14 protein-coding genes are annotated in these 14,115 nt (G+C 66.9%); 13 read left to right on the top strand and 1 reads right to left on the bottom strand.

Going from position 1 to position 14,115, the window contains the following annotated elements; genetic code table 11:
* Window positions 1-80 precede the first annotated feature (80 nt).
* From coaBC to Q5Y72_RS04615, 12 genes are all read left to right on the top strand, one after another.
* Window positions 81-1,319: a bifunctional phosphopantothenoylcysteine decarboxylase/phosphopantothenate--cysteine ligase CoaBC gene (coaBC, locus tag Q5Y72_RS04560; RefSeq protein ID WP_305962209.1), complete on the top strand. Its 1,239-nt coding sequence runs from the start codon at window positions 81-83 to the stop codon at window positions 1,317-1,319.
* Window positions 1,316-2,413, top strand: coding sequence for a cysteine desulfurase family protein (locus Q5Y72_RS04565; protein ID WP_305962210.1), 1,098 nt, complete (start codon window positions 1,316-1,318; stop codon window positions 2,411-2,413). The genes coaBC and Q5Y72_RS04565 overlap by 4 nt, the downstream gene beginning before the upstream one ends.
* Complete coding sequence (gene sufB / locus Q5Y72_RS04570) at window positions 2,391-3,911, top strand: Fe-S cluster assembly protein SufB (RefSeq protein ID WP_305962211.1); 1,521 nt, start codon at window positions 2,391-2,393, stop codon at window positions 3,909-3,911. The genes Q5Y72_RS04565 and sufB overlap by 23 nt, the downstream gene beginning before the upstream one ends.
* Window positions 3,908-4,219: a heavy metal-binding domain-containing protein gene (locus tag Q5Y72_RS04575; RefSeq protein WP_305962212.1), complete on the top strand. Its 312-nt coding sequence runs from the start codon at window positions 3,908-3,910 to the stop codon at window positions 4,217-4,219. Before sufB ends, Q5Y72_RS04575 begins: the two co-directional genes overlap by 4 nt.
* Window positions 4,220-4,229: 10 nt before the next feature.
* On the top strand, window positions 4,230-4,985 hold the full coding sequence (gene sufC / locus Q5Y72_RS04580; RefSeq protein WP_305962213.1) for a Fe-S cluster assembly ATPase SufC: 756 nt from the start codon (window positions 4,230-4,232) through the stop codon (window positions 4,983-4,985).
* Entirely contained in the window at window positions 4,985-6,328 is a 1,344-nt protein-coding gene (locus tag Q5Y72_RS04585; protein WP_305962214.1) for a SufB/SufD family protein, read from the top strand. Before sufC ends, Q5Y72_RS04585 begins: the two co-directional genes overlap by 1 nt.
* Window positions 6,301-6,819 (top strand): hypothetical protein, encoded by a 519-nt coding sequence (locus Q5Y72_RS04590; RefSeq protein ID WP_305962215.1) that lies wholly within the window; start codon window positions 6,301-6,303, stop codon window positions 6,817-6,819. The genes Q5Y72_RS04585 and Q5Y72_RS04590 overlap by 28 nt, the downstream gene beginning before the upstream one ends.
* Entirely contained in the window at window positions 6,816-7,406 is a 591-nt protein-coding gene (locus Q5Y72_RS04595; RefSeq protein ID WP_305962216.1) for a Yip1 family protein, read from the top strand. The genes Q5Y72_RS04590 and Q5Y72_RS04595 overlap by 4 nt, the downstream gene beginning before the upstream one ends.
* Window positions 7,403-8,614: a cysteine desulfurase gene (locus tag Q5Y72_RS04600; RefSeq protein WP_305962217.1), complete on the top strand. Its 1,212-nt coding sequence runs from the start codon at window positions 7,403-7,405 to the stop codon at window positions 8,612-8,614. Before Q5Y72_RS04595 ends, Q5Y72_RS04600 begins: the two co-directional genes overlap by 4 nt.
* 101 nt (window positions 8,615-8,715) lie before the next feature.
* Window positions 8,716-9,930: an NAD(P)/FAD-dependent oxidoreductase gene (locus Q5Y72_RS04605; RefSeq protein ID WP_305962218.1), complete on the top strand. Its 1,215-nt coding sequence runs from the start codon at window positions 8,716-8,718 to the stop codon at window positions 9,928-9,930.
* An 88-nt stretch (window positions 9,931-10,018) separates the two neighbouring features.
* Window positions 10,019-12,205: an excinuclease ABC subunit UvrB gene (gene uvrB / locus Q5Y72_RS04610; protein ID WP_305962219.1), complete on the top strand. Its 2,187-nt coding sequence runs from the start codon at window positions 10,019-10,021 to the stop codon at window positions 12,203-12,205.
* A gap of 124 nt (window positions 12,206-12,329) precedes the next feature.
* Window positions 12,330-13,163, top strand: coding sequence for a 2OG-Fe(II) oxygenase (locus Q5Y72_RS04615; RefSeq protein ID WP_305962220.1), 834 nt, complete (start codon window positions 12,330-12,332; stop codon window positions 13,161-13,163).
* Between the two features lie 10 nt (window positions 13,164-13,173).
* On the opposite strand, the gene Q5Y72_RS04620 is transcribed toward Q5Y72_RS04615, so the two are convergent.
* Window positions 13,174-13,455: an I78 family peptidase inhibitor gene (locus Q5Y72_RS04620; RefSeq protein ID WP_305962221.1), complete on the bottom strand. Its 282-nt coding sequence runs from the start codon at window positions 13,453-13,455 to the stop codon at window positions 13,174-13,176.
* Between the two features lie 123 nt (window positions 13,456-13,578).
* Between Q5Y72_RS04620 and Q5Y72_RS04625 the strand changes: the two genes are divergently transcribed.
* Entirely contained in the window at window positions 13,579-13,890 is a 312-nt protein-coding gene (locus tag Q5Y72_RS04625; RefSeq protein WP_305962222.1) for an ETC complex I subunit, read from the top strand.
* The last annotated feature ends 225 nt before the right edge of the window (window positions 13,891-14,115 follow it).

The raw sequence follows: 14,115 nt of genomic DNA on the forward strand, positions 1-14,115 counted from the left end.
CTTAAGGAATGGTTAACGGCCGCACTTCCTTGCGGCAGGGCGGCCGCGCGGCTATCTGTCGGGCAGAGCGTGGGGGCAAGATGAACGGCAAGCGCATCCTTCTGATCGTCGGCGGCGGCATTGCGGCCTACAAGATCCCGCAGCTGATCCGGCTGCTGCGCGCCGATGGCATCGCGGTCAGCCCGGTGCTGACCAGCGCGGGCGCGCAGTTCACCACGGCGATGACCGTCTCGGTCCTTGCCGGCGAGGCCGCGCATGAAGGGCTGTTCGACATCGTCGCCGAGGCCGAGATCGGCCATATCCAGCTGTCGCGCAATGCCGATCTGGTCGTGGTCGCGCCGGCGACCGCCGACCTGATGGCCAAGATGGCGCAGGGGCTGGCCGACGACCTGGCCTCCACCCTGCTGCTGGCCACCGACAAGCCGGTGCTGATCGCGCCGGCGATGAACGTGCGGATGTGGAACCATCCCGCGACGCAGCGAAACCTTGCGCTGCTGCGCGGTGACGGGGTGCTCACGGTCGGCCCGGACGAGGGCGACATGGCCTGCGGGGAGTTCGGCCCCGGCCGCATGGCCGAGCCCGAGGCGATCATGGCCGCGATCCGGCTGGCGCTGCAGCCCGAGGGCGGGCCGCTGAAGCTGCTGCCGGAAACCAAGGTGCGGCGCGGGCCCATGGTCGGGCGGCATGTGGTGGTGACCTCGGGGCCAACCCATGAGCCGATCGATCCCGTGCGTTACATCGCCAACCGCTCGTCGGGCGCGCAGGGCACGGCCATCGCCGCGGCACTGCGCGATCTGGGCGCGCGGGTCAGCTTTGTCACCGGCCCCGCCAGCGTCGCGCCGCCCGACGGGGTCGACGTGATCCGCGTCGAGACCGCGCGGCAGATGCGGGATGCGGTGGATGCGGCGCTGCCGGCCGATGTCGCGGTGATGGCCGCCGCGGTGGCCGACTGGCGCGTGACCAACGCCCTCGAGCGGAAGATCAAGAAGGACGGGTCGGGCAAGCCGCCGGCGCTGGAGATGTCGGAAAACCCCGATATCCTGGCGTGGGTCAGCGGGCTGAACAAGCGCCGGCCGACGCTGGTGGTGGGCTTTGCCGCCGAGACCAATGACGTGATCGAGAACGCGACCGCCAAGCGCAAGCGGAAGGGCTGCGACTGGATCGTGGCGAACGACGTCAGCCCGTCCACCGGCATCATGGGGGGCACCGAGAACGCCGTGACGCTGATCGGCCCCGACAGCGCCGAGGAATGGCCGCGCATGAGCAAGGAGGCGGTCGCCCGCCGGCTGGCCGAGGCCATCGCCGAGGCGCTTGCGTGAGCCGCACCTATCTGGACTGGAACGCCACGACCCCCCTTCGCCCCGAGGCGAGGGCCGCAATGGCCGAGGCGATGGACCTGACCGGCAACCCCTCTTCGGTCCATGCCGAGGGGCGCGCGGCGAAGATGGCGATGGAAGCCGCGCGCGAGCGCCTGGCCGCCGCGCTCGGCGCCGAGGGGGCGGATGTCGTCTTCACCTCGGGCGCGACCGAGGCGGCGGCGCTGGTGCTGGCAGGGCGCGGCCTCGCCTGCGCGGCGGTCGAACATGACGCGGTGCTGGCATGGTGCAAGCCCGGCCTGCCGGTCGATGCGCAAGGGCTGGTGACGGTGGCCGCGCCGGGCGCGGCGGCGCTGCAATTGGCCAACAGCGAGACCGGGGTGGTGCAGGCGCTGCCCGAGGGGCTGGCAGTCAGCGACCTGACCCAGGCCTTCGGCAAGATCCCCTTCGCCTTCAACTGGCTGGGGATCGGCGCGGGCTTCGTCAGCGCGCACAAGCTGGGCGGCCCCAAGGGCATCGGCGCGCTGATCCTCCGGAAGGGCGCCGAGATCGAGGCGCGGATCTGCGGCGGCGGGCAGGAACAGGGCCGACGCGCCGGGACCGAGAACCTGATCGGCATCGCGGGCCTTGCGGCCGCCGCCGAGGCCGCGCAGCGCGACCTGTCGGCGGGCCTGTGGGACGAGGTCGCGGCCCGGCGCGATGCGCTTGAGGCGCGCCTGCTGGACACCGATCCCACCCTCATCGTGGCCGGAAAATCGGCGCGGCGCTTGCCGAACACCACCTGCCTTCTTACATCGGGCTGGAAAGGCGAAACGCAGGTCATGCAGATGGACCTTGCGGGCTTTGCGGTGTCGGCAGGCTCGGCCTGCTCGTCCGGCAAGGTCCGGGCCAGCGGCGTCCTGCGGGCGATGGGTTACGACGAAGGCCGGGCGCAGTCGGCCATCCGCATCTCGATAAGCCCGGCTTTGGGCGTCGATCAGATGAACCGATTTGCGGATGCGTGGGAAACCGCGTATTCACGCTGGCGCGGCAGGAATGGCCAGGCCCGACGCCTGGCCCCAGGAAGGACAGAGGATGACCGAGACCACCGATCTTGACGTGCGCGAAGGCGTCGACCGCGAGACGGTCGAGACCGTGCAGAACATGGGCAGCTACAAGTATGGCTGGGACACCGAGATCGAGATGGACTACGCGCCCAAGGGCGTGAACGAGGATATCGTCCGGCTGATTTCGGAGAAGAACGGCGAGCCGGCATGGATGACCGAATGGCGGCTTGATGCGTTCCGGCGCTGGACCACCATGTCGGAACCGCGCTGGGCGATGCTGAACTATCCCGAGATCGACTATCAGGACCAGTACTACTACGCCCGCCCGAAAAGCATGGAGGTCAAGCCGAAATCGCTGGACGAGGTCGATCCCAAGCTGCTGGCCACCTATGAAAAACTGGGTATCCCGCTGAAGGAACAGATGATCCTTGCCGGTGTCGAGGGCGCCGACGCGATCCCCGCCGAGGGTCGCAAGGTCGCCGTGGACGCCGTCTTCGACAGCGTCAGCCTGGGCACCACCTTCAAGGACGAACTGGCCAGGGCAGGGGTCATTTTCTGCTCGATCAGCGAGGCGATCCGCGAGCATCCCGAGCTGGTAAAGAAATATCTCGGCAGCGTCGTGCCGCAGTCCGACAACTTCTTCGCCACGCTGAACAGCGCGGTGTTCTCGGATGGCAGCTTCGTCTATGTGCCGCCCGGCGTGCGCTGCCCGATGGAACTGTCGACCTATTTCCGCATCAATGCCGAGAACACCGGCCAGTTCGAACGCACGCTGATCATCGCCGACAAGGGCAGCTATGTCAGCTATCTGGAGGGCTGCACCGCGCCCAAGCGCGACACCAACCAGCTGCATGCCGCGGTGGTGGAAATCGTCATCCTCGAGGATGCCGAGGTGAAATATTCGACCGTCCAGAACTGGTTCCCCGGCGACGAGAACGGCAAGGGCGGGATCTACAACTTCGTCACCAAGCGCGCCGACTGCCGCGAGGCCCGCGCCAAGGTGATGTGGACGCAGGTCGAGACCGGCTCGGCGATCACCTGGAAATACCCCTCGTGCATCCTGCGCGGCGAGGAAAGCCAGGGCGAGTTCTATTCCATCGCCATCGCCAACAACCACCAGCAGGCGGATACGGGCACCAAGATGGTCCATTTGGGCCGCAACACCCGGTCGCGCATCGTGTCGAAGGGCATTTCGGCGGGGCAGGCGCAGAACACCTATCGCGGGCTTGTGTCGATGCATCCGCGGGCGGCGAACAGCCGCAACTATACGCAGTGCGACAGCCTGCTGATCGGCGACAAGTGCGGGGCTCACACGGTGCCCTATATCGAGGTCAAGAACACCTCGTCGCGGGTCGAGCACGAGGCCACGACCAGCAAGGTCGATGATGACCAGCTGTTCTACTGCCGGTCGCGCGGGATGGACGAGGAAGAGGCCGTCGCGCTGGTCGTGAACGGCTTCTGCCGCGAGGTCCTGCAGGCCTTGCCGATGGAGTTCGCGATGGAGGCGCAGTCGCTGGTCGCGATCTCGCTGGAGGGGTCGGTCGGATGATCGTGACCACGACACCGTCGGTCGAAGGCCGCAGGATCACCGCCTATCACGGCGTCGTGACCGGCGAGACGATCATCGGCGCGAATATCTTCCGCGACGTCTTTGCCGGGATCCGCGACATCGTCGGCGGCCGCTCGGGTGCCTATGAAAAGGCCCTTGGGCAGGCGCGCGAGACTGCATTGGACGAAATGCAGGGCCGTGCCCGCGCCGCCGGTGGCAATGCCGTGGTCGGTGTCGATCTCGATTACGAGGTCATCAACAACATGCTGATGGTGTCGGCTTCCGGCACCGCCGTCACCATCGACTGAGGTCAGAATAATGCTGAAAATCCACAACTTGCACGTCAAACTTGAGGAAGAGGACAAGCAGATCCTGAACGGGCTCAGCCTCGAGGTTCCGGCCGGTCAGGTTCATGCCATCATGGGTCCCAACGGGTCGGGCAAGTCAACGCTGTCCTATGTGCTGTCGGGCCGCGACGGCTATGTCGTCACCGAGGGCGATGCCACGCTGGACGGCGACAGCCTGCTGGAGATGGAGCCCGAACAGCGCGCCGCCGCCGGCCTTTTTCTGGCGTTCCAGTATCCGGTCGAGATCCCGGGCGTGGGCAACATGACCTTCCTGCGCACCGCGGTGAACGCCCAGCGCAAGGCGCGCGGCGAGGACGAGATGTCCTCGGGCGAATTCCTCAAGGCGGTGCGCGAGAAGGCCAAAGACCTGCAGATCGACGCCGAGATGCTGAAGCGTCCGATGAATGTCGGCTTTTCGGGGGGCGAGAAGAAGCGCAACGAGATCCTGCAGATGGCGATGCTGGCCCCGCGCATGTGCATCATGGACGAGACTGACAGCGGCCTTGACGTGGACGCGATGCGGCTGGTCAGCGACGGGGTGAACGCGCTGCGCTCGCCCGATCGCAGCTTTCTGGTCATCACCCATTACCAGCGGCTTCTGAACCACATCCAGCCGGATGTGGTGCATATCATGTCGAACGGCAGGATCGTGAAAAGCGGCGGGCCGGAACTGGCCCTGCAGGTTGAAGAGGAAGGCTACGGCGATCTTCTGGCGGAGGCCGGCTGATGAACGAGATCGCCGTTCAGACCAAGGACGTGACGCCGCAGGCCGGTGCCGCCCCGGCGCGTGCCGCCGAGGGGTTGCAGGCCAGGCTTGACGCGACCGATCTGCCGCAGGGCGGCTTCACCGCCGCGGCGCGACGCGAGGCGCTGGACCGTTTGCGGCAGATGGGCCTGCCCGCGCCGCGCGACGAATACTGGCGCTATACCGACCCGCGCCCCTTCAACGCGCCCGTCCCGCAGCCCATCGCGATCGAGGAACGCGCCCCGGATTCGCCGCTGTTCGCGACGCTTGACCGTCTGACGCTGGTGTTCGTGGATGGCCGCTTCGATGCCGACGCGTCGGATCCGCTGGCGCTGGAAGGCATCGAGATCGCGACGCTGGCCCAGGCCGATGCGGCGGAAGATCACTGGGCCGCCGGGCTTTACGGGGTGCTCGAGGCCGCCGGGCAACGGCCCGTGGCCCGCCCCTTCGCCGCGCTGAACACCGCGGCGGCGCGCGATGGCGTGCTGATCCGGGTGACCGGCCGGCCGACGAGGCCGGTCCACATCATGCACCGCCGTGCCACCGCCGAGGCGGATGTCGTCTGGCACCATGTGCTGCGGCTGGAACCGGGCGCGGAACTGACGCTGCTGGAAACCGGCATGGTCGGGGCGCGCTCGAACGGCGTGGTCGAGGCCGATCTGGCCAGGGGCGCGAAGCTGCACCACATCACCGCCAAGCGCGCCGGGCACCAGAAGCTTGGCCTGTCGCACATCTTCGCGCGTGTCGATGCCGAGGCGCAGCTGAAATGCTTCAACCTGTCGGTCAACGGCACGCTGATGCGCCATGAGGGCGTGATCGACATCGTCGGCGACGATGCCTCGGCGCATATCGCAGCCGCGGTGCTGGGCGACGGGCGGGTGGGCGCGTTCCACCATGACGACACGGTGTTCATCACCCACGGCGCCGAGCGCGGCGAAAGCCGTCAGGTGTTCAAGAAGGTGCTGAAGAACGGCGCCGAGGGGGTCTTCCAGGGCAAGATCCTGGTCAAGCCGGGCGCGCAGAAGACCGACGGCTACCAGATCAGCCAGGCGCTGCTTCTGGACGAGGCAAGCCAGTTCCTCGCCAAGCCGGAACTGGAAATCTATGCCGATGACGTGAAATGCTCGCATGGCTCGACGACCGGCGCGCTGGACGAGGACGCGATGTTCTACCTGCGTTCGCGCGGGGTTCCGAAGGATCGCGCCATCGTCTTTCTGGTGCTTTCCTTTCTGGCCGACGCGCTGGACGAGATCGAGGACGAGGTGCTGCGCGGCGAGATCAGCGACCGGTTGGAAGCGTGGCTGACCCGGCGCGCCGCGAAGTGAGGCCCGGCGGCGGCGGCATGCTGCCGCGGGTGATGCAAAGCTGGTGGGCGCCGCGCCGCGTCGTGCGCGGTCTGGTCGGCATGCCCGAGCGGGTGAAGCTGGTGGTGCTGATGGCGGCGATGCTGATCTTCCTGATCGCCCAGGCACCCCTTCGCGCCCGCGAGGCGCAGTTGGACCCGCAGGTGCCCTTCGACGCGCGGATGGGCGGGGCGATGCTGGCGGTCATGTTCCTGATGCCGCTGCTGGCCTACGCGGTGGCCGCGCTGGTGTCGGGCCTGTCGCGGCTGACGCCATGGCGGCTGTCGCCCGAGGATTCGCGGCTGGCGCTGTTCTGGGCGCTGCTGGCCGTGGCCCCGGCGATGCTGCTGTGGGGGCTGGTCGCGGGTCTGGTCGGTCCCGGCACGGCGCAACTGCTGACGCAGGCGGTGCTGGGGCTGGGCTTTCTGGTGATCTGGGGCGCGGGGATCGCCGCGCTGGCGGGGAAGGCATGACGTTCGACGATCTGAAATCACTGGTCGGGCTGACCTTCCGCGAACCGCAGGCTGCGGCACGGGCGCTGATCCGGCTTGATCTGCCGGTCTCGGCGCGCTGGATGGCGCTGCTGGTCGCGGTCGCGGTCTCGGCGATGCTGGCCTGGCTGTCCTCGCAGCTGTTCCCGCTGCCCGAGGGCGGTCCGGCGGTGCTGTCGGTCACCGGACAGCCGCTGGCGATGGCCGGGATGCAGCTGGTCGCAGTCGTGCTCGCCTCGGGTCTGATGGCAGGGGTGGGCCGGCTGTTCGGCGGGCAGGGCCGGTTCGAGGATGCACTGCTGCTGACGACCTGGATCGAGGTCGTGCTGCTTCTGGTGCAGCTGGCGCAGGTCGTGGCATCGCTGGCCCTGCCGCCGCTGTCGGGATTTCTGGGCATCCTCGCCATCGCCCTGTTCCTGTGGCTGACGGTGCAGTTCACCAAGGCGCTGCACGGCTTTCACAGCAGCGCCAAGGTGCTGCTGGTGCTGATCGCCACCGCCTTTCTTGCCGGCTTCGTGCTGTCGGTGATCGCCGCCGCCCTCGGCCTGTTCCCGGAGATGACGCCATGAGCCTTGATGTCGCCGCCATCCGCGCCGATTTTCCCATCCTGTCGCGGCAGGTGAACGGCCGCCCGCTTGTCTATCTGGACAATGGCGCCAGCGCGCAGAAACCGCGACAGGTGATCGAGGCGGTCACCCGCGCCTACGAGGCCGAATATGCCAATGTGCATCGCGGTCTGCATTTCCTGTCCAACCTCGCCACCGACAATTACGAGAAGGTCCGCGCCATCATTGCCCGCTTCCTGAACGCGCCGCGCGAGGACGAGGTGATCTTTACCAGCGGGTCGACCGAGGCGATCAACCTGGTCAGCTATGGCTGGGCAGCACCGCGACTTGTGGCCGGGGACGAGATCGTGCTGTCGGTCCTGGAGCATCACGCAAACATCGTGCCCTGGCACTTCCTGCGCGAACGGCAGGGGGTGGTGCTGAAATGGGTCGAGCCCGAACCCGATGGCAGCCTGCCGCCCGAGAAGGTGCTGGCCGCGGTCGGCCCGCGCACCCGGCTGATCGCGATCACCCACATGTCGAACGTCACCGGCACGGTGGTCGATGTCGGCGCCATCGCGCGCGGCACCCAGGTGCCGGTGCTGGTGGACGGATCGCAGGCGGCGGTGCACATGCCGGTCGATCTGGCCGCGCTGGGCTGCGATTTCTACTGCATCACCGGCCACAAGCTGTATGGCCCCTCGGGGTCGGGCGCGATCTGGATCCGGCAAGATCGTCAGGCCGAGATGCGCCCCTTCATGGGCGGCGGCGACATGATCCGAACCGTCACGCGCGACGCCATCGACTATGCCGACCCGCCGCTGCGCTTCGAGGCGGGAACGCCCGGCATCGTCAACCAGATCGGTCTGGGCGCGGCGCTGGAATACCTGATGGCCATCGGCATGGAGAATATCGCCGCGCATGAACGCCTGCTGCGCGACCACGCCCGCGACCGCCTGCGCGCGCTGAACTGGCTGCAGGTGCAGGGCGACGCGCCGGACAAGGGGGCGATCTTCTCGCTGACCATGCAGGGCGCCCATGCCCACGACATCTCGACCATCCTCGACAAGAGGGGCGTCGCGGTCCGCGCGGGCAGCCATTGCGCCATGCCGCTGATGGAATTCTATGGAATCACCGCCAGCGCCCGAGCATCCTTTGGGATGTACAATACCACCGACGAGGTGGACGCGCTTGTCGAAGGTTTGAGCTTCTGCCGCGAGCTTTTCGCCTGAATCTTGCAAAGATTCGCAAGGTCGCCGAAGAAAGCCCGAAATTTCTTGCCCGATCAGGGCGGAATCTGCATCCCTCGCCCCAACGCAGCAAGGAGGCAGGCATGGCCGAGATCATGGTTCTGGGCGCGGGCATGGTCGGCGTCAGCACGGCGCTGGCGCTGCAGGCGCGCGGGCATCACGTCACCATCATCGAACGCGGCACGCCCGGCCGCGAGACCAGCTATGGCAATGCCGGGCTGATCCAGACCGAGGCGGTCGAACCCTATGCCATGCCGCTGGCGCCCGGCGCGCTGATGCAGATTGCCCTCGGGCGCGGCTATGACGTGAAATGGACACCCTCTGGGCTGCTGTCGCAGCTGGGCGCGGTCTTCAACTACGCCCTGAACTCGCTGCCCGCCGCGCACAAGCGCGCCTCGGTGACATGGGGCAAGCTGATCCGGCAATCGACCGAACGCCACGGTCCGCTGATCGAGGCCGCAGGCGCCGACAACATCATCCGCCGCAACGGCTATATCGAACTGCACCGCACCCCCGCCAAGATGGAGAAGGCGCGCAAGACGGCAGACCGTTTCCTGACCGAATTCGGGGTCGCCGCGCGGCTGATCGATGGCCGCGAGCTGCGCGTCCTGGAACCCTCGATCAGGGTCGAGGTTGCTGGTGCAACCCATTGGTCTGACAGCTGGAACTGTTCCGATCCGGGTGGGCTTGTGGCTGCCTATGCGGCGCTGTTCCAGAAGCGCGGCGGCCGGGTCGTGAATGCCGATGCGGGCGATCTGCACCGCAAGGGTGCGGCATGGATGGTCGATGAGGCCGAGGCCGAACATGCCGTGATCGCCCTCGGCCCCTGGTCGCCGATGATGACCGAGCGTTTCGGCCTGAAGGTGCCGATGGTCTACAAGCGCGGCTATCACCGCCACTACCACATGGATGCGCCGCCGCATCACCCGATCGCGGATTTCGGCAATTCGGTCGTGCTGTCACCGATGCGGCGCGGCCTGCGGATCGCAACCGCCGCCGAACTGACCCCGCATCCCCGGCTGACCCCGCCGCAGCTGAAGCATGGCGAAAAGGCCGCGCGCGAGCTCTTCGAGATCGGCGCCCCGGTCGAGGCCGAGCCCTGGACCGGCCGCCGCCCCTGCATGCCCGACATGCTGCCGGTGGTGGGCCGGGTGCCGGACCAGCCGAACCTTTGGGCGCATTTCGGGCATGGCCATCAGGGCTTCACGCTTGGTCCGGTGACGGCCGAAATCCTCGCCGACGAGATCAGCGGCGGCAAGGGCTGGGACGCCCTGCAACCGTCGCGCCTGAAACGCTAGGCTGCTGACCGCCGCTGTCAGCAGCGGCGGTTGACATTCGCGCGGGCGGACACACCTAGAGTGGCAGTCGCAAGGGGGCAGTCGCCGCATGGGTCACAACAACACGAACGCGCCGGTCGCGCGCTTTCCCGAGGTCGCGCGGCCCAAGCTGGAAGGCGGCCGGCGCTTCGTGATGCACAGCGACTTCCAGCCGGCGGGCGACCAGCCCACCGCCATCGCGGAACTGGCAGGCGGCGTCCGGGCCGGTGAGCGCGACCAGGTGCTGCTGGGCGCGACCGGTACCGGCAAGACCTTCACCATGGCCAAGGTGATCGAAGAGACGCAGCGCCCGGCGATCATCCTTGCCCCCAACAAGACGCTGGCCGCGCAGCTTTACGGCGAATTCAAGGGCTTTTTCCCTGACAACGCGGTGGAATACTTCGTCAGCTACTACGACTACTACCAGCCCGAAGCCTATGTGCCGCGGTCCGACACCTATATCGAGAAGGAATCGCAGATCAACGAGGCGATCGACCGGATGCGGCACAGCGCGACCCGGGCGCTGCTGGAACGCGACGACGTGATCATCGTGGCCTCGGTCAGCTGCATCTACGGCATCGGCTCTGTCGAGACCTATTCGGCGATGACCCAGGACATGGTCGTGGGCGACAGCTATGACCAGCGCGACTTCCTGGGCCAGCTGGTCGCCCAGCAATACCGCAGGCTGGATGCGGCCTTCCAGCGCGGCGGCTTTCGGGTGCGCGGCGATGTCGTCGAGGTCTGGCCCGCCCACCTCGAGGACCGGGCCTGGCGGTTCGATTTCTTCGGCAACGAGCTTGAGGCGATCACCGAATTCGATCCGCTGACCGGCGCCAAAACCGACAATTTCCGCCAGATCCGCATCTATGCCAACAGCCACTATGTCACCCCGCGCCCGACGTTGCAGCAGGCCGTCAAGGGCATCCGCAAGGAATTGATCGAACGGCTGAAGCAACTGACCGACGAGGGCAAGCTGCTGGAGGCGCAGCGGCTGGAGCAGCGCACGAATTTCGATCTGGAAATGCTGGAAGCCACCGGCGTCTGCAACGGCATCGAGAATTACAGCCGCTACCTGACCGGCCGCGCACCGGGTGAGCCGCCGCCCACGCTGTTCGAGTTCATCCCCGACAATGCCATCGTCTTTGCCGATGAAAGCCATGTCAGCGTGCCGCAGATCGGCGGCATGTATCGCGGCGACTTCCGGCGCAAGTTCACGCTGGCCGAACACGGCTTCCGGCTGCCCTCCTGCATGGACAACCGGCCGCTGAAATTCGAGGAATGGGACGCGATGCGCCCGCAATCGGTATTTGTCAGCGCCACCCCCGCCGACTGGGAGATGGACCAGACCGGCGGCGTCTTCACCGAACAGATCATCCGCCCGACCGGCCTGCTGGACCCCCAGATCGAGATCCGGCCGGTCGAGATGCAGGTCGACGACCTTCTGGACGAGGTGCGCCGTGTCGCCGCCGCCGGGATGCGAACGCTGGTCACCACGCTGACCAAGCGCATGGCCGAGGATCTGACCGAATACCTGCACGAGCAGGGCATCCGCGTGCGCTACATGCACAGCGACATCGACACGATCGAGCGGATCGAGATCCTGCGCGACCTGCGCCTTGGCGCCTTCGACGTGCTGGTCGGCATCAACCTGTTGCGCGAGGGGCTGGACATTCCCGAATGCGGGCTGGTGGCCATTTTGGACGCCGACAAGGAGGGTTTTCTGCGCAGCGAAACCTCGCTGATCCAGACCATCGGCCGTGCCGCGCGGAATGTCGAGGGCCGGGTCATCATGTATGCCGACCGGATCACAGGCAGCATGGAACGCGCCATGGCCGAGACCGAGCGTCGGCGCCAGAAGCAGATGGCCTATAACGAGGCGCATGGCATCACCCCGCAGACCGTGCGCAAGAATGTCGAGGATGTGCTTGCCGGTCTGTGGCAGGGCGACACCGACCAGTCGCGGATCACCACCAGGGTCGACAAGCCGATGGTCGGCGCCAATCTTGCCGCCCATCTCGACGCGCTGCGGGTACAGATGCGCAAGGCTGCCGAGAACCTTGAGTTCGAGGAAGCCGCGCGGCTGCGTGACGAGGTCAAGCGCCTCGAAGCCGTCGATCTGGCGATCTCGGACGATCCGCTGGCCCGCCAGTCGGTCATCGAGGAGGCGGCCGAGGCGGCGGTGAAGTCGTCAGGCCGTTCGACCGCCGGTCGCGCAGGGCAGCGCGGAGGCACCAAGCGATCCAAGCGGCGGCGCTGATCGGCCGCCCGGGCGCGGGGGCGGGCGACCTGTCCAGTTGGACAGGTTTCCGGCAAAACCCATTGGCATGAAACGCTTCGCGGGGTTTACTTCGGGACGTGGCTTTTGTCAGTGGAGGAATTTCATGCCGGTGCTTGCCCTTGATCCCGAAACCCTCGAAATGGATGCCGAGGTCGCGAAGGCCGCGGGCAGGGCGGCTGCCGATTCCTACCGCAACAGGCAACCCTATCCGCATGGCGGATTTGACGATTTCCTTCCCGCAGAGGTTCTGGACCGCGTCCGCGAGGACCTGAGGCAACTGCCCGAAAGCGAGACCAGCTTTGACCGGCCGCAGGAGAAGCTGAAGACCAGCTATGTGCCGGAACGTCTGCCGCCCTATACGCGCAACCTTTTCTATGTCCTGAATTCAAGGCCCTTCGTCCAGTTCCTCGAAGCCATGACCGGCATCAAGGGGCTGATCCCCGACCCCTATTTTGCGGGTGGCGGCATCCATGTCGTCGCCAATGGCGGGCATCTGGATATCCATGCGGACTTCAACCACAACGCGATCCTGAATCTGGAACGTCGTCTCAATGTCCTGATCTATCTCAACAAGGACTGGAAGGCCGAGTATGGCGGCTCGTTCGAGATCTGGAACAACGAGATGACCCAGATGGTGTCCACTTTCGTGCCCGAATTCAACCGGATGGTCTGTTTCAATACCGGCTCGACGACCTGGCACGGCAACCCGGCGACCGTCAATCACCCGCAGGGACAGCCGCGGATGTCGATGGCGCTGTATTACTATACCGCGACATGGGACCGGTCGCGCAAGGCGCATACGACGCTGTTCAAGCCGCGCCCCGGGACCGAGGACAAGGCCGACCGCGAGACGCGGCGCGACGAGGTGCTGAAGGATGTGCTGCCGCCGGTGATGTATCGCCGGGTGATCGGGCCGCTGCGCCGGCTGGGCTTCTAGGCGGGCACCGCTATCCGCAACTGACCCGGGCGATCCAGCCCTTCGGATCGACGAAGATGTTCAGCCGGTCCGGGTTGAAGTCTTCGGTGATCTGGTCGCCGGGGCTGATGATCCGCTGTGGCAGACGGGCGGGCAGGGTGACCGCACCGATGTTCTGGCCTATCAGCGGCTGGTGCTGTGCCATGCTGCAGCGCGGCGCCGGAATCGCGCCGGGATCGGCCTGGCAGGCGGCCACCCCCAGGGCCACCGCCACGGCCGCCGCGAGACGGACAGGAACGTATGGTACCGGCATGGCAAATCCCCTCTGCTTCGGGCGGCAACGCCGCCAAGGCGTGGCTTGTTCCGCGCCAGCCCCTTGATCCGTCGCCGATCCTTGGCGATAAGCAGGCTCAAGGAAGGTCAAAGGAATCTCTCCATGCGCGTCCGCATCTACCAGCCTGCCCGCAACGCCATGCAGTCCGGCACCGCACGCAGCCGGGGCTGGGTGCTGGAATTCCCGGCAGCCGATCCGCGCGAGATCGACCCGCTGATGGGCTGGACCAGCAGCGATGACACCCAGAGCCAGGTGCGCCTGCGCTTTGACAGCCGCAAGCAGGCCGAGGATTACGCCCGCGACCAGGGCCTGGATTTCGTGGTTCAGGAACCGCAGGCCCGCGCCGCCAACATCCGCCCCCGCGGCTATGGCGAGAATTTCGCAACCGACCGCCGCGCGCCCTGGACGCATTGAACCCCGCCGGGCTGCCGCGCGCGCTTGCCCGTTCGGTGCCGTCGCGACATCCGCGCCGTCGCAGCCGGCAGGTCGGCGTCCCATCTCTGTTCGTTGGACACCCGACCGCAAGAAGGTCGGCCCTGCGCCTGCCGGGTCTCGCAACAAAATCGGCCGGAATGCCGGCACCGTCTTGAGGCACCCCGCGTGACCTGCAGGCAAGGCGGACCGGAACTCCCGGACGTC

The organism is Paracoccus spongiarum (assembly GCF_030732095.1).
GTDB lineage: Bacteria > Pseudomonadota > Alphaproteobacteria > Rhodobacterales > Rhodobacteraceae > Paracoccus > Paracoccus spongiarum.